This window comes from Shewanella sp. ENK2, assembly GCF_043568515.1.
GTDB classification, from domain to species: Bacteria; Pseudomonadota; Gammaproteobacteria; order Enterobacterales; family Shewanellaceae; genus Shewanella; species Shewanella japonica.
In genome coordinates, this window is the sequence record NZ_CP171406.1 from 3074647 (window position 1) to 3090884 (window position 16238).

Below are 16238 nucleotides of genomic sequence, written 5' to 3' on the forward strand. Positions count from 1 at the left end.
AATGCGCTGCAATCACCCTCACATAAATCTAACCCATTGGGAACGAACTTATTATGGCTTTTAATGGGGGGTTATTAGTGCGATTAGTATCATTAGCCTTATACCCGTTAATGGATACGACAGAGGCTCGCTATGGTGAAATGGCAAGGCTTATGGCAGAAACAGGAAATTGGCTCACACCTCAATTTGATTATGGTGTTCCATTTTGGGGAAAACCGCCTTTGCAAAATTGGATGAGTGCCAGCTTTATTGAGCTGTTCGCCAATAATGAGTTCTTTTTACGTTTACCGCATTTCATTGTCGGTGTGCTGAGCCTTGCCTTGGTGGTTAAATTTGCGAAACGATTTTCAATCAATGGTTTAACCGTTGCCATCATCTATGCGACCACAACCGTTTTTTATGTGTGCTTAGGCACAGTTATGACGGATATGGGCTTATTACTCGGGTTAACGTTAGCGTTTATTGGTTTTTATTTAGCATGGCAAGGTGAGTATTTTTGGGGATACGCAGGCTTCGCTGGATTGGCCATAGGCCTAATGGCCAAGGGCCCTGTTGTGATTGCGATATTTGGCATCGGTGTTTCTTTGTGGATGCTTTGGGCTGTAGGCCCTATCAACATGTGGCGCGAGTTATGGCAAAAAGTCCCCTTGTTATCGGGCCTGACTTTGATGCTGAGCTTAGTGTTACCTTGGTACGTGATGGCCGAGCAGGCTACCCCTGGCTTTATTCAATACTTTATTGTTGGCGAGCATTGGTCAAGGTTTGTTGATAGCGGCTGGAAAGGCGATTTATACGGCACTGCCCATGATGAAGCACGTGGTACGATTTGGATGTATTTTGCCGTAGCGTGTTTACCTTGGTCATTTTTCTTGCCACGTGGACTCTATCGATTATATCAAAATAACAGTGGGGTAAATACTGAGGTTAGCCAGCAAAATAAAGGGTTTGATTCTTTCACTAAATTTCTGATCTGCTGGATGATATCGCCTATGGTGTTATTCACTTTAGCGGGAAACATTCTACCTGCTTATGTGTTACCCGCAGCGCCAGCGTTGGCATTACTTATTGCTTATGCTTGGAAAGGTGATGTGATTAGACGGTTTGTGACCATAGCAACTTCTATTCCCTTATTGCTTATGGTTGTCGTTGGGGTACTTAATACTGGTGTCAGTAAAGAAAAAAGTGATAAGTGGTTGTTAGAACAACGTTTATATGACTTACCAGTGTATTACTGGCTACAGCAACCATTTTCGTCTCGTTATTACAGTGAGGGTAAAGCGGTGGTGGTCAATGATGAAGATCAGCTAATTCGTCTGCAAAATACTCCTTATTACATTGTTGTGACTCAAACACAACTGACAAAATACGATAGTTTTGCCACCTGTAAGTTAGAAGTCGAAACAAAGAAAAAAGTGCTAATGTTGTGTGGTGAAAGCTAATGCCGCACACACCGATGTTATCCCAACCAGCCCAAGCTATGCCTGTGTTTAATCGGCAAAAACTTAAAACCATGAGCTGCTTTTTACTGGTAGGTGGTGGGAGTTTTTTAGTCGACTTAATGCTCTTTTTAAGCCTATTACATTTAGCTAAATGGCCTGTTTTATTGGCGAGGTTTGCCGGATTTAGTATTGGATTAGGGCTAACTTGGTGGGGGCATAGATGCGTGACATTTAGCCACCGCAAGCAGCTACAAACCTGTGCACAAATGAAATGGGTGGTTGCAGTAGCGATAGTCGCAGGAATGGCTAATTTACTGAGTTTTAGTCTCATCAGAACTTGGTTACCAACTTCGATTAGTTTTGAGGTATTTAGTGTTGCATTTGGGGTCCTGATTGGACTGATTGTTAATGGGTTAGGGGCTAATTATCTGACATATCGTTCACAACCCGATGGAGACTAATATGATTTATATTCAATATCGGCTTTATCTGGTTCAAGTGATCTTAAATACCGCGCTTTGGCAGTATTACGTCACTCATCGCTCGTGAGTATTGTTGCTCGTAAATAACGTAGCTCGTAAATAACGTAGCTCGTAAGTACCGTTGCTCGTGAGTATCTTGACTCTTGAATAAAATATAAAGCCTTAACTATTACAGTAAGGCTTTATGTTTAACTCGCTATTTTCCGCACTAGTCGACCCAATGTAATACATCCTTTATGACTGACCATCTTGGCTGCTTAGGCTGGGCGTTTTCTCCTAAAATCCAGTAACTATAAAGTGTGTCTACATAACCGGATGATTGCTGAATTGCCAACCAGCTATTTAAAAAGGTGTGCAATGAGGTATTCCCTTTTGCAACAGCGTAGGATGCTGGGAAAGATTTAATTTCTTCACGGTTATATAGGGTCGTGTATTCAGGGTATAAAATGGTCCAAGTTTGACCCGCTTCAAGGCTAATAAGCAGTCCGTCCCAGGTTTTGCCATCATCTTCAAAAAGAGTTTGTCAGAGTCGATTGAAGTAAATTCAATGTTATCGAACTTCTCTTTTAGGTAAGGGATAATTGAATATTCTCCTACAGACGCAACTCTGATTTTATCGGCTTGATGTATAAGTTCATCAGTTTTAAATTCATCAGCACGGTAATCTTTAACAACAAACGAATAGTGAAGATCGAGCACTGGGTTAGTGAAGTCGACTAAACCGATTCGAGTCGTGGTCATTTGCAAGCCTGAGACTGTGATATCAAACAAGCCACTGTTGATTGACTCTAAGGCATTTTCGCTTGAGTAAGGGATAAATGCGATTTGTAAATCAAGTTCAGCAGCCAGTTTTTTCATCAATTCGATATCAAACCCGACAAGTTCATGCTCGGCATTAAAAAATGAAAAGGGGACTTGAACAGGATTATATCCGACTCTTAACGTCCCGCTTTGCTTAATTTGTTCCACAGAGCGGGGGCCATTAACAACTAATTCTTCTGACCAATTAAAGGTTGTCACATCTTCAGGTACTTCTGCAGCAGAGCTCATTTGTGCTACCACTTCATCCATATTGTATTCAGTATCAACAATACTATTAAGCAGCCAGCTGGTTCCCAGTAAAGTGATGCCAAAAACAATCGGTGTCAGGGCGCTGCACATTATCAGTTTTTTCATGCTGACTTTTGCGATACCAGCCAGCATCGCTGTACCGCCAATCGCTAAAATAAAGATATTCATTGCAGCGAGTAATGAGGTAAAACGGCTAGTGAATAAACTCGACACCATATACAGCTGGAATAAATCCGAAGACAGCTCTAACGAATCCAATAGCATAGGAATGGTTAAATACACGCTGCCAAATAAACTGATTAAGCCATTAACAGACATCGGAAAATAACTAATAAAATCGAGCTCTTTGCCTGAAAACCAAGCGGCAAATAACACAAAAACGATGGTTAACAACTTGCCCAAATTAGGAAAGCTAAACACCACAGGAATAATAATATTGGCGTAATCATCGGTTTGCGCATTACCAATCTTGTATTTGTGGAATAGCTCCTTGGTGCGTTGAATAAGCAATGGCAAGATTATAAAAATATTACCGGCTGCAAATGCTGTAATCATGGCATCTTTCGCGATACCAGTAATGTCACGATAGGAGAATGGTGTGATCACCATAATGATGGCGGGTAAAACCCAGTATGTGAGCAATATTGTCATCACCACATGAGCGATAAAATAAACCTGTAATTTTTGAAACTCATCAAAATCCATCGTGCCAGCTGTCGCCGCTGTCATGGCAAAAATACCAATTGGCATCAGCATGACAATACTTTGTGTGACCTTATTAAAGGAGGCGCCAAGTAACTGCAATGGGCGCATTAATGACTCTTTATTATCAATGGATATCAGCGCAATCCCCGTGGCAACACAAAAAAGTACAATTGCAGGAATATAACTATTAGACAGTGAGAAAAACGGGTTAGAAGGGATATATAAATCCAAAAGGTTGACCGAATTAGGATCTTGTAATGCCGTTAAACTAAAAAATTCACCCGCTTGCCATTCAGGGAAGGTGTACTTGATCAAGTACATACTTAACAGACCGAAGAGCCATATCACTAGCATCAATTTACCGACTTTTACACCTAATGACTTGGCTTGTTCTAAGGTTAAACTGCCTAAACTAGAGATTAACGATACGATAATGTAAGGAATGATGGTCATCTGTAATAACTTGATAAACGCATCGCCTATGACCGACATCCACGCCAGCATTTCACCGAAAAACAATCCTGTAATAATACCGCCTGCAAATGACAGTAATACCCAACTCGACATACTGATTTTTTTATCTTTCTTAACCGGTGCTGATTGATTTTGTTGTTCGGTGTCCGTTTGCGTGCTGGCATTAGCCATATGATTCCCTTTTACTTATTGTTTTTGTCGACTTTCATGGACGTTGCTGACATGAGTTAACATGCCAGCATTACTGCTATAGCAATAACAAGCGTTAAATCGCTTAACTTGCGACAGCTGAGCGGCTAAATCTAGCTAAGGTCTGGCGGTAACAGTCAACGTATTGTTTGATTTTATTGTCGCAATTAAAGTGCGTTATGGCTCGCTCACGCCCAGCTTGACCGAGTCGTTGCTGTATTGAACTATCCGAGAGAATATGGCTAATTGCAGCTGCCATACTAGTTGAATTTTCAGGGGGAAATGAGTAACCCGTTACGCCTTCATCAACGACTTCGGGAATACCATCAACATTACTGCTAACCGTCGGAACCGCACACGACATGGCTTCTAAAATCACCATGCAGAATGATTCCCTAAAGCTAGGTTGGATAAGGCAGTCAGCATTGGCAATATAACGTTCAACCTTATTAACTGAACCGGTAAAAGTGACACGGTCGAGTATGTTTAATTGCTGGCATTGCTGTTTAATCTTTCCAATATCAGGGCCATCGCCCACTAATACTAACCTTACAGACTCACTGCAGGTTAGTTGGCTAAAGGCATCGACGACTGTTGATGTGTTTTTAAGGGGTCTAAAATTGGAGACATGCATTAAGATTTTTTCGTCATCTTGAGCTAACGTCGCTCTTAACGTTTCATCTTGAAGTGCTGGGGTGAAATCGTCTGCATCAATAAAGTTATGCACTACGTTAATCGGTTGCTGAATATCGAACTCTTGCAGCATGTATTGACGCTGAAATTCAGAAACTGTCGTTAATAAGGCACTTTGATTCATGCTAAATGTATTTAAGCGCTTAATCGCATCGTCTTGGCCAACGATGGTGACATCCGTGCCATGAATTGTAGTGACAATTGGGAAGGGATAACGAGCAATATTACTGGCTAAATGGGCGCAAAGTGAGTGTGGAATAGCATAGTGAGCATGCACAATATCTAACTGGTATTCTTCCGCAACTTCAACAATTTTTGCCGTTAACGAATAGGTGTGCAGCGGGCCTTCAAATAAGGGATAGTTCACTTCATCTACACAATGAAAGACAACATTCTCTATGTCTTCAGGTAATTTAAACGGGCGCTTGTGTGCAATGATATGCACTTCATGGCCAAATTTTGCCAAACCTAATCCCAATTGGGTGGCAACCAAGCCTGAACCGCCAATACTGGGGTGACAGACAATACCTATACGTAACTTATTCATCATTCTTCACTAGTATCTTTACTAATTGGAGCGCTAAATATCAACGAGGTGTTTAACAAAAATGCTACAGTTATTTTTAGGTTAACTTTACAAGGTTTGCAATATTTTTAATCGTTTTCAATCTATTGATTGTCACCTGATAGAAGGCAATAAATTCACAATTTATTGCAATCACCATAGCGTTATACTGTAGTCGGTGAATATGACAGTTTTAGGTAGGCTTAATTGCCGTAAACCTAGTGACAAAATGAAGTGAATATAAACATAAAGCCTAACAAGCAGATTTGTTAGGCTTTATGTTTTTTGGGATTGAGGCATATTATTCAAACTAAATAATATTCAAACTAAATAATATTCAAACTAAATAGTGTTAAATTACCAGCTTTGAGGGACTAAACGGGTTAATCAACCCAATGCAGTACATCACGAATGATTGACCATCGAGGCTGCGGTGTCGTGGCGCCTTTACCTAGCATCCAGTAATCATAAAACTCCTGTTGGTGACCATCGACTTTGCGAAGCTTTTGCCAGTTATTGATGTAATTCAATAATGATTGATTAGTTTGAGCAACAGCATAAGCAACTGGGTATCGATTTTTACCTTCTAAAATAGCGATACCGTAGCCAGGGAAGAACAATGTCCAAGCCGACCCCGCTTCAGCACTAATGACCACCGCATCATACTTATCGCCTTTCTGTCTAAAGAAGTCTTTGTAGCCATCAATTTTTACAAAGGTTAAGTGCGGTAACACCCGCTTTGCTTCTTTAATTTTGTCATCATGTTCGACGTAAGCAATGGTGGTATTTTCCATTTCTAAAATCGATTGATTAGTTTTAAAGCTATTAACTCTATGGTCTTTGGTGGCAATCGCAACGTTTAGCTCAAGTACTGGATCGCTATAGCTCAAGCTGTCCATTTGCTTAATATCCATTGCGAGTCCCGACATAGCAACATCAAAAAAGCCTGCATCTAGCGAGGCTGATAAGGTCTTTTTACGAAAAGGAATAAACTCTACTTCGACATTTAAATCTTCAGCCAGCTTCGTTGCCATAGCAGAGTCAAAGCCGACTAATTGGCCTGCGTTATTGTAATAACTGAATGGCACATTGCTTGGAATGTAACCAACTCGAAGTACGCCACGTTTAATAATGTCTTGTACGCCAGCGATTGGTTGCGAGGGGGTTTTTCCGACTTCAGGAAACTGTCGTTTAACTTTTGTAGGAACCTTATCAGCCACTTGCATATTGGCAATCACACCGCTGGTAATTTCAGGACTATGAATAAATAAGCCCATGCCGACTCGACATATCAATATCGTCACGACAGTGCTAATCAATAAACCCGCGGACATTTTAATTAATTGAGGGGGACGCAGTTTAAGACAGCCTTGGAATAAGCAAACGGTGAGCAAGGTTAAGGCAAATAGATTCATTACCGCAGCGATAGAGTTAAATTTACCGGTTATAAACCCAGACATCACAAACAGTTGGAATAGGTCTGAAGGTAAATGAACCAACTCAAGCATAAACGGAATTGCCACATAAACACTGCCAAATAAAGACAATAAGCCACTAATAGATAATGACGGCATTGCACTCACTTCAACAGGCGTTCCATTAAACCAGCCTGCAAAATAAACAAATAAAATGACGGTCAGTTTGCCAATATTGGGGAAGGTGAAGGCGATAGGTACGAGGATTTCAATTAGAGTTAACCCATCTTCGCTTAGGTTATTATGCTCACGCATGATTTGCTTACATTCTTCAATGATCACAGGGATCACAATAAAGATGTTACCTGTGGCAAATGCTGTGACTAAGCTGGCTTTTGTTATGCGCACTGTTTGGGCGTAAGTAATAGGCGTTAATGAGCACACAATCCAAGGTAAAATGACAAACGTGAGCAATAAACACAGTACAAAATAACTGATTAAGTACACCTGCATACTGGCAAATTCATCAACCCCCATCGTGCCTGCTGCTGCCGCTGACATAGCAAAAATACCAATAGGTAAAACTTTGACTAAACCTTGAGTAATACGAGAAAAGGTTTCTGTAATGGTATGCATGAATGACAACACTTGGGTCTTGTTGTCGCCTTCCATACCGATAAGCGCCAGTCCCATTGCAATACTGAACACCACCATTGCTGGTACATAGCCTGCAGCCATTGATTCGAATGGGTTTGAAGGAATATAGAGTTTGAAGTAGTTAATTGGCTCGACAGGTTCAACAATACTGGTACTAAAAAAGGAGGCCGATTCAATAAAGGGAAATGACAGTGGCATTAAAGCGGTAAGCACGATTCCGACGAGCCAAAGCAGCAGCATAATTAAGCCTGCTCGACTAAAAATAAGAATGGCCGTGCTTTTTTGGAGCTTACCTATACCGCCGATAAGTGAGACAACAATGTAAGGTAAGACGGTCATTTGCATTAACAAAATAACGCCATTGCCAATGGTGCTTAACCAGCCAACAGATTCACCAAAGAAAATCCCTACAGCAAAACCCACAAACATAGCGACCAGCATTTGGGTAGAACTGGTCATCGCAAGTAATTTTTTAAACACAATTAATATCCATTTATTCGATTATGCCTGCGGCGATTGAGTGCTATGACTCTGTATGATCTTTCAGCCACTTTTGATGAGGTTGCTAAAAGTTTGCTAACCATTAATTGTTAAGTGGTGAAACTGTTAATTTTTATCAATATTAACAGTGTTATTATCGAATAGTCAGGTTTTATGGAATAAAATTATCGTGAACTTTAAGTTAGCAATTGCTAATTAAAAGGCGGGTTGATTGGGGATATGTTAACAAGCAATAGCCAGAACAAAGGCGAACTGGCTATTGCAAAAAATGCACGTTTAAGTCTAATACGACCAACTAAAGCGGTTTTAATTTTCCTTTCGCATCTGCAATGCATTGGTAGTTTTTCGACTTCATAAACTCAGCAAGCTCTGTTTCAATTCGTTCAAAACAGGTCTCGCCTTCTTTTTCAAAACAAGTGGCTATTTGCACCGCATCAGCACCAGCTAATAAGTATTCAAACGCATCAATCCCCGTTTTTATGCCGCCTACGCCAATGATTTGCACATTGTCATCAAGCAGTTCTCGAAAAGCTCTCACATTTGCAAGACCAACAGGTTTGATATAGTCACCGCATAAGCCGCCGAATCCGCCTTTAGGTTTGATTATTGGCTGCTCTGTATAAGGATCAATGATTAAAGTGTTACCGATTGAGTTGATGCAGGTAATAAATTTAACGGGGTATTTTTTAATAACATTTGCGGCGGCGACAAAGTGGGACATATCAAAATAAGGAGCTAACTTAATCCCTATAGGCTTATTTCCTAATGCGGTAATCGCTGCTAATGCCTTATCTGTTTGTTCAAAGTCATAGGCAACTTGTGCTTTTCCCGGGATATTAGGGCAAGAAAAGTTCACTTCAATTAAATCAACATCACTTTGCTGAAAAGCCGTCACCATTTCGATGTTATCTTCAACGCTAAAACCCGATACGCTTACAATCACAGGTTTTCCTAAGGCTTTCAGTGCTGGGATCATTTCTAGATAAGCTTTATAGCCTAAGTTTGGTAAACCCATTGACTGAATTGAGCCAAGTGGCAAGTCTTGGTAACGAGGCTCTGGGTTGCCCTCTCTAGGGGCGATGGTACAAGATTTGGTGACCACAGCCGATGAATGAGATTGCGCTATGGTGTGTAATTCTTCCCAAGTGGTGCATTTAGGGCCAGAGGCATTCATCAAATAACTTTCTAGTTTAACGCCTGCAACGTGAGTGGATAAATCGATTTTCATTAATGCGTCCTCTTGACTAAATGAGTATGGATAAACATGACGACCGATTTGAGGAAATAACTGTAGGCTGCATTGTTGCGGTGTAAGGCGCATCTAGCTAGCTGTGAAATTAATCTCCGACAAATTGCGCCATAGTTTATGGAGCAAAACAATGGGGATATTGATTAGAAACAAGAAAACAGCAAAATAATGGTTAAATTGTCAATAGTGTTAAGCTGAGCAGACAAAAAGCGATCATGCTTAAGATGATCGCTTTTTAATATTACAGTGAACTGGCTAGTATTATTTTAAGCGATAAACCACTTCCACACGTTCTTCCACATTAACCTCCCCATATTGATAGCTTTCCATTGTGTCACTTTGCACAGCAGACATTCGCATCATTACAGGTTGTACAGGGTGTTGAGTTAAGTAACGGATCTCCCAAACACCATCTAGCTTACGGTCAAAACCCTGTGCCAAGGATTGGGCTTTTTGTTTAGCATCGTTAATTGCAGCTTGTCTCGCTTGTTCAATTGCTTTGGTTTCATCCGATGATTTAAGGGCAATATTTTGTACACGGTTTATGCCTTCTTCTAGTGCAGAGTCGAGAATGTCGTTGAGCTGGTTAAGCTTCATTACTGTCACTGTTAACTGACGGCTTGCATGATATCCGGTTAACTCTCTAGGCTGCTTTGAAGGATAATGATATTGCGGCTGGATTTGTAAATTAGCGCTTTGTATATCATCGGTGCTTACGCCAGCTTCTTTTAAGCGAGCAATAAATTTAACCACGGCTTCATCAACCGCCGATTTTGCCTCTTTCGCTGTTGTTTTAGTAAGGCTCACTTGCACAGAGATTTCAGCCATGTCTGGCGCTACCTGAACTTGGCTTATGCCGACAGTTTCAAGGTGAGGGAAATCATAATTTGCTGCTATAGCTGATTGGCTACCGATACCAAATAATAAGGCTGCACATAATGCTGAGGCAAAAATTTGAGTATTGAATAAAGGTTTTTTAACAGAATAAGTCATGGTGTTCTCCAACAATAAAACAGAAAAATCAATCGGTGTTATTGCTATAAACGAGAACAAATTGGAAAAGGGTTATTTTTCTTTTATTTTTCTTATTTTTCTTATTTTCTGTTACTTATTCTTCCTTGTTTAATGCACTTGTCTAAAGCACTTATTTAATACGGCGCTAGTTAACATACCTAATGGTTAACCAAATACTGGCTACGAAGATTTTATGGGCTTACTAAAAAAGCCCTACAATGCTTAAACCAGCTGAAGGGCTCTTGTTAGTATGTTTAATCTTGATTGATTAATTAATGAACTCGCTTGCCATTGACCCAAGTTTCGTTGACTGTGACTTTCCACATATCTTCATATGGGGTGGTAAAAATATCATCCTCAATCAAAATAAAGTCAGCCTTCATTCCAGGGCGTAGCTCACCAATCATTGATTCTTGATGCGCCGCATAGGCTGCATCAGAAGTAAAACTGGCTAAGGCTTCTGTTAGGTTCATTTTTTCCTTTCGATACCATCCATTAAACGGCTGGTTTTGATGATCTTGTCTGGTGACCGATGCATGTAAACCATAAAATGGATTTGGTGACTCAATAGGAAAGTCAGAACCTGCTGCAATAATCGCACCCGAAGTCATCAACTTTCGCCAAGCATAAGCTCCTTGAATACGGGTGTTACCAATTCTATCGACAGCCATGTTTTTGTCGCTGGTGGCATGGGTTGCTTGCATCGATGCAATCACATTAAGTTCTGCAAATCGAGGAATATCACTTAGCTGCAGTACCTGAGCATGCTCAATGCGGTGACGTAAATGACGTGACTGAGTTGTTGCTATGAGGCGCTGGTATTCATTTAATACAATGTGATTAGCAAGATCGCCAATGGCATGAGTATTGACCTGAAACCCAGATTTCATTGCAATTTCGATAGTATCGATTAAGGCGTCATTAGAATACAGCAGTAACCCTTTATGACCTTTTAAGTCGCTGTAATCTTCAATTAACGCTGCACCTCGGCTACCTAATGCGCCATCGGCTGAAATTTTAACGCTATTGATTTGCAGCTTATCTGAACCAGCAGCGATGGGGCCTGCCGTCATTAACTGAGCAAAATTCGGATCTTCGGCATCAATCATCGCATTCACGCGGATAGGTAACTTATTAAAGTTTTCTAGTGTTTGGTATGCCTTGATTGTGTCGGAGCCAACGCCTGCATCATGCACGCTAGTTAACCCCATTGCAGCTAACGCATTAAGTGCCGTAAGTAATACAGTTTGTTGCTCATCAACTGACAAGCTTGGAATATTGTTGGTGATTAAGCTCATGGCATTATCAACAAACACCCCTGTAGGGCGTCCATCACTGTGGCGTAAAATCTCTCCCCCTTCAGGGCTTATTGTCTTGGCATCTACCCCAGCAATTTGCATGGCTGCCGAGTTGGCCCATCCAGCATGTCCATCGACTCGTACAAGCCATACTGGTGTGTCAGGAAAGGCTTTATCTAACGATGCTGCAGTAGGGAAGGTGTTACTTGGCCATAAGACTTGATTCCAGCCTCTGCCTTGAATCCACTGCATATTGCTGTGTTGTTGACGAAATGCTTTGACCATATTCACCGCATCATTTTCTGATTGGCTAGTACGAAGTTGGGCACGCATTAAACTTAACCCATAGCTCAATACATGCCCATGCGCATCAATTAAACCAGGTAGTAGTGTTTGGCCTTTACCGTCTATTCGAACAATATTAGCTTGGGTGCTGTAAGGTAAAATGTCATGTTCGGTATACACTTCTTCAATGGTGTCGCCGTTAAATTGTAGCGCTTTAAATTGAACAAGTTGTCCATCTTTAATGGTATAGCCGTGGATATTACTTATTAACTGACTTTGTGCAAACAGCGAAAAGCTGCAAAAGCACAAACAAGTAATAACAATCTTTTTGCTGATATTAATCATGTTATTAATCGATCCGTGTTGTTATTATTTATTGTTTGATACTCAAAATGGGTAGAAGGTAAATCAACATCTTCCTGATTGATGTTGACATAATGTTAACTGCTTTTTAGGTGAAACACGAATTAGCTGATTTAAAGGCGAAAAAGTCGCTGACAGCCGCAAGTTAATGGATAACTGCTACACTAAATATGGAGGATTAATGGCACTTTTTTCGATTTTTCCACTTTACTGTCTGGCACTTAGCTTTGTATTCAGTCAAAACGGCTAAGCATAAAACAAACAGCACTGATACCCACAGGAGTCCACATGGATTTTTTTGCGCTTACAATGGTATTACTTGGGCTTGTTGGTCTAGCACTGTCTTTACGACCCGCTTACGATATCTGTGCTTACTCGCAATTTAGTAGTAAAGGTTGGTTGGCTTTACTGATGATGATTGTGCTATTTGTGATTGGTTATTTCAGTTATTTATCTTTATTGCTGCAGCATCAAGACCGCGTTAATTTTATTGAAGTGATTGTGGCAGGTATTTTTTTAGCTGGTGGATGGTTTGTGTTTTTAGTGACCAATTTAAGCAAGCAGACTATTGAGAATTTGGATGACATTTTGCAGCAAAAAGCCCATCAAGCGAGCCATGATATATTAACTGGGCTCCCTAATCGGCAGCAGTTTTATCAGCAACTCGATAGTGCCATTGCACGAAAGCCAGACTCGTTTTATTGCATGATGTTAGATATTGATAACTTCAAAATGATCAATAACACATTTGGCCATGTCGAAGGTGATAAAGTGCTAGAAGTGATAGCAGACAGGATAAACCAAACCGTCCCTAGTGATGGCGTTATAGCCCGCATTGGTGGCGACCAGTTTGCCCTTATCGTACCTGATATTGAAGCGCAAAATATCACTGTCGTTGCCAAAGAAATAGAGCAAGCACTATTGGTCGATATTCCTTGTTCTGGTCATATGATAGTGGTTGGCGTCAGTATCGGTATTTCAAAATACCCCGACAATGCTCAAGATAGAAAAACGCTCATGAAAACCGCAGATAATGCGATGTATCATGCTAAAGAGCATGACATTGCCCATCATTATTATCAGACCGATTTACAATCCTCTCAATATGCGAGTTTTACCGCAGATCCCCATGGCCGTCGCTTTTAGCCTTTGTTATGTTTGTGACAGAAGTAGCTAATCGTATATCATGCCGTAACCTACTTAAATTACCGCTTTTATTGCCCTCACATTGTATTTTTTGAGTGACTGCGTACATTTGCTATACAAGTGTTAACTCAGGTGTTATACAATGTGGCCAAAATTAATGATATGGGGGTATCATGACAACAGAGCAACGTTTATTAAATGCAGCAAAAGACCTTATTCTAGAACATGGATTAATCAATTTTTCTATGTCTGATGTACCTAGAGCATGTGGGTTATCTCGCGCATGTTGTTATCAAAATTTTAGAGATAAAAATGAAATCCTTGCAGCGCTTTGTATCGAAGAAGTTCAAGTCAATATTAAAGCGATTCAAGAGCAACGATTTTCTGATTTAATTGGCACATTTAGTATGGTGCTTCGCCCGCTTATTTTTAATCATTTAAAAGACAAAGATCGCTTAGCATTAGATCACGTTTTTGCAGAGCTGCTCGCGCTTATCCATGGGCTTCCAGAAAAAATGAATTCCTCTTTTAAAGCGTGGTTTCGAGTTCATTGAATTAGAAAGAACTCAAATTAAAGCCAATATCGCTTAAACTTTCACTTCATCAATTGATTCATAACGTTAATGTTGTAAAGGACCTTTAGGTTTGTACAACATTAACTGTTTGCCTATTCCTACTCCCACCTCAGCCAAGCTTTAATACATCAGCCCTATATAGCCTTAGACTCGCTTTTCTCATCGGTTAAGGTGTCATTATGTTCATATTTGATGACAACTCTTAATGAGCTAAGTGTATTAAAAATAACCTAATAACCATCTAATGAGTGACAAAGGTCATCATGTTAATTTAAAGTAACGGTTCAAGGAGTCAAAAAGGCTCTTTTTAGATAATCTCTGTAAATTACTGAAAACCAGTAAAATACAAGCGATAGCATATTGAATAGTATCAATAGCAAGGAAGCAACACCTGCATGAGCAAGCAAGATCACAACGATACTGAGACTTTAGATGAAGCGACAGTTGCACTAGAACAAGCAATAAACCAACAAGCTGCACAACAAGCCTCTGATGATGATCACCATCAACACCTTCTAGGCCATTGCCATCATCATAATCAAATGCAGCAACATTTAGATGATCAAGCTAATCCTGAAAATCTTGATGATTATTGCTCTGAAAAAACATCTACAGCCAAATTCACCGCCCAATCAATACAGCCTAGAACCGTAAAGTTACCCCTAGTTAACGTGTTTGCCAAAGGTGGTTACTGCGTGCAAATGCGCCTCGGTAGTAAAGGTAGTCCTGCAAATCTAATCGTTGATACCGGTAGTAGTACTTTAGTAGTTAAAAAGCAGGTGTATCAACCACATCAAGATGATTACTTAGAATCTAGTACCTTTGCACAGCAGGTCATTTATGGCGCTGGTGGCTGGGATGGACCTTTAGTGCATACTAAGGTGAGTGTCAGCCAAGATGGGTTAAAACATGACTTGTTAGCGCAAGATTCATTAGATAAAAATACTTCAACCCATGTGCCGCATCTTAATCTCGCTCATCAGCCGCTTGATTTAGAAGGCTGTCCGGTAGCAATTGTACCCTCATTAGAACATCAAAAAACCTTTGCTGATGCCGATGGAATATTGGGTCTGGCTTATTATGGCTTGAACAAGAGCTACGATTTAACAGCCTATATTGAAGAGCATAAAATCAATCCAGCATCGACATTTCCATGGCCATTTTCAGAGCCAAATTCTGTGTGCCCAGCACATAGTGAGCATGAAACGAAGAGCTGTGATGAATCTGACGAGCAAGAACGCTTTAGTGGCGAAGATTTAAAACGCTTTAGGAAGTTTCTTAAAAAGCAGCCTCAGCAGACCGTCATACCTTATTTTACCCGTTTGAAAAATAATGGCTTAACGGATAATCGTTTTGCTTTTCATTCAAAACGCTCAAGTATTCATATTGCCAAAGATGATTATACCCAAGAGCAAATCGCAGCAGATCCACTTAACAAAGGCTGGTTGATATTGGGCGGTGGCAAAGAGCACACCGAGCTGTACCAAGGTAAATTTAAAACCATTGATGTCGTTCATAATCGCTATTACAACGTCAAATTATATTCCATGAGTGTCGGCGACCAAGAGCCTGTAGCCGCCCCAGCATTGCAAGATAAATACATTGCTTCCCATAAAAGTAACGCCATTATTGATACTGGCGTTTCAGGGATTTTGCTCACCAACTTATTGTATGAAGCTATGTTGAAAGGCTTTAGCAATGTATCAGAAGAGTTTGTGGAGTTAGTCACCCCGTTTAAAGATATCCGCTTGCAAGAAGAGGGGATTGATATGACTGAGCTATTTAAAGGCCGTGACATGACAGGCCAGCACCCAGATGATTTAAGCCATTGGCCTACACTGAATTTTACTTTTGATGGCGAAATCACCAACGAATGTCCTGATAAAGAAAATGAAGTGATTGATAAAGCGATAACCATCAGTTGTAAGCCTGAGCATTACTGGCAGTTGAACTCACCAAGGCCTGGTAAAGCATGTTTTAAAATTTTAAGTCAGTTACCACGTTGGCCTAATCAATGTTTATTAGGGTTACCATTACTCAATGACTATTACGTGGTTTTTGATCGTTCAGCCCATGAAACGGGCGTAATTCGATTTGCTGAGCAGAGTGAAACCTAA

General features: G+C 40.4%; 11 protein-coding genes. 5 read left to right on the top strand and 6 right to left on the bottom strand.

What is annotated here, in order from left to right:
• The first annotated feature begins 53 nt into the window (after nt 1–53).
• A complete protein-coding gene (locus tag ACGEDC_RS13415) occupies nt 54–1439 on the top strand; it encodes an ArnT family glycosyltransferase (RefSeq protein WP_394493825.1) in 1386 nt (461 codons plus the stop codon).
• Nucleotides 1439–1900, top strand: a complete 462-nt coding sequence (locus tag ACGEDC_RS13420; protein ID WP_394493827.1) for a GtrA family protein — start codon at nt 1439–1441, stop codon at nt 1898–1900. The genes ACGEDC_RS13415 and ACGEDC_RS13420 overlap by 1 nt, the downstream gene beginning before the upstream one ends.
• A 363-nt stretch (nt 1901–2263) precedes the next feature.
• Here ACGEDC_RS13420 and ACGEDC_RS13425 read toward each other — a convergent pair whose 3' ends face one another.
• The 6 genes from ACGEDC_RS13425 to ACGEDC_RS13450 form a co-directional block, all read right to left on the bottom strand.
• Complete coding sequence (locus ACGEDC_RS13425) at nt 2264–4342, bottom strand: cation:dicarboxylate symporter family transporter (RefSeq protein WP_394493829.1); 2079 nt, start codon at nt 4340–4342, stop codon at nt 2264–2266.
• 103 nt (nt 4343–4445) lie between these two features.
• Complete coding sequence (gene bshA, locus ACGEDC_RS13430) at nt 4446–5603, bottom strand: N-acetyl-alpha-D-glucosaminyl L-malate synthase BshA (protein WP_394493831.1); 1158 nt, start codon at nt 5601–5603, stop codon at nt 4446–4448.
• Between the two features lie 398 nt (nt 5604–6001).
• On the bottom strand, nt 6002–8170 hold the full coding sequence (locus ACGEDC_RS13435) for a cation:dicarboxylate symporter family transporter (RefSeq protein ID WP_282167298.1): 2169 nt from the start codon (nt 8168–8170) through the stop codon (nt 6002–6004).
• Nucleotides 8171–8486: 316 nt separating this feature from the next.
• Nucleotides 8487–9512: a dihydroorotate oxidase gene (locus ACGEDC_RS13440; protein ID WP_394493834.1), complete on the bottom strand. Its 1026-nt coding sequence runs from the start codon at nt 9510–9512 to the stop codon at nt 8487–8489.
• 189 nt (nt 9513–9701) lie between these two features.
• A complete protein-coding gene (locus ACGEDC_RS13445; protein WP_394493836.1) occupies nt 9702–10433 on the bottom strand; it encodes an oxidative stress defense protein in 732 nt (243 codons plus the stop codon).
• A 293-nt stretch (nt 10434–10726) separates the two neighbouring features.
• Complete coding sequence (locus ACGEDC_RS13450; RefSeq protein ID WP_394493838.1) at nt 10727–12382, bottom strand: amidohydrolase; 1656 nt, start codon at nt 12380–12382, stop codon at nt 10727–10729.
• Nucleotides 12383–12688: 306 nt separating this feature from the next.
• Between ACGEDC_RS13450 and ACGEDC_RS13455 the strand changes: the two genes are divergently transcribed.
• From ACGEDC_RS13455 to ACGEDC_RS13465, 3 genes are all read left to right on the top strand, one after another.
• Entirely contained in the window at nt 12689–13546 is an 858-nt protein-coding gene (locus ACGEDC_RS13455) for a GGDEF domain-containing protein (RefSeq protein WP_394493840.1), read from the top strand.
• 173 nt (nt 13547–13719) lie between these two features.
• Nucleotides 13720–14100, top strand: a complete 381-nt coding sequence (locus tag ACGEDC_RS13460) for a TetR/AcrR family transcriptional regulator (protein WP_394493842.1) — start codon at nt 13720–13722, stop codon at nt 14098–14100.
• A 416-nt stretch (nt 14101–14516) separates the two neighbouring features.
• On the top strand, nt 14517–16238 hold the full coding sequence (locus ACGEDC_RS13465) for a pepsin-like aspartic protease (protein ID WP_394493844.1): 1722 nt from the start codon (nt 14517–14519) through the stop codon (nt 16236–16238).

Excerpts from the sequence above, each read along its gene's own strand:
- ACGEDC_RS13415 (WP_394493825.1), top strand. The coding sequence starts at position 54 with ATGGCTTTTAATGGGGGGTTATTAGTGCGATTAGTATCATTAGCCTTA.
- ACGEDC_RS13420 (WP_394493827.1), top strand. The coding sequence starts at position 1,439 with ATGCCGCACACACCGATGTTATCCCAACCAGCCCAAGCTATGCCTGTG.
- ACGEDC_RS13425 (WP_394493829.1), bottom strand. The coding sequence starts at position 4,342 with ATGGCTAATGCCAGCACGCAAACGGACACCGAACAACAAAATCAATCA.
- bshA (WP_394493831.1), bottom strand. The coding sequence starts at position 5,603 with ATGATGAATAAGTTACGTATAGGTATTGTCTGTCACCCCAGTATTGGC.
- ACGEDC_RS13440 (WP_394493834.1), bottom strand. The coding sequence starts at position 9,512 with ATGCGCCTTACACCGCAACAATGCAGCCTACAGTTATTTCCTCAAATC.
- ACGEDC_RS13445 (WP_394493836.1), bottom strand. The coding sequence starts at position 10,433 with ATGACTTATTCTGTTAAAAAACCTTTATTCAATACTCAAATTTTTGCC.
- ACGEDC_RS13450 (WP_394493838.1), bottom strand. The coding sequence starts at position 12,382 with ATGATTAATATCAGCAAAAAGATTGTTATTACTTGTTTGTGCTTTTGC.
- ACGEDC_RS13455 (WP_394493840.1), top strand. The coding sequence starts at position 12,689 with ATGGATTTTTTTGCGCTTACAATGGTATTACTTGGGCTTGTTGGTCTA.
- ACGEDC_RS13460 (WP_394493842.1), top strand. The coding sequence starts at position 13,720 with ATGACAACAGAGCAACGTTTATTAAATGCAGCAAAAGACCTTATTCTA.
- ACGEDC_RS13465 (WP_394493844.1), top strand. The coding sequence starts at position 14,517 with ATGAGCAAGCAAGATCACAACGATACTGAGACTTTAGATGAAGCGACA.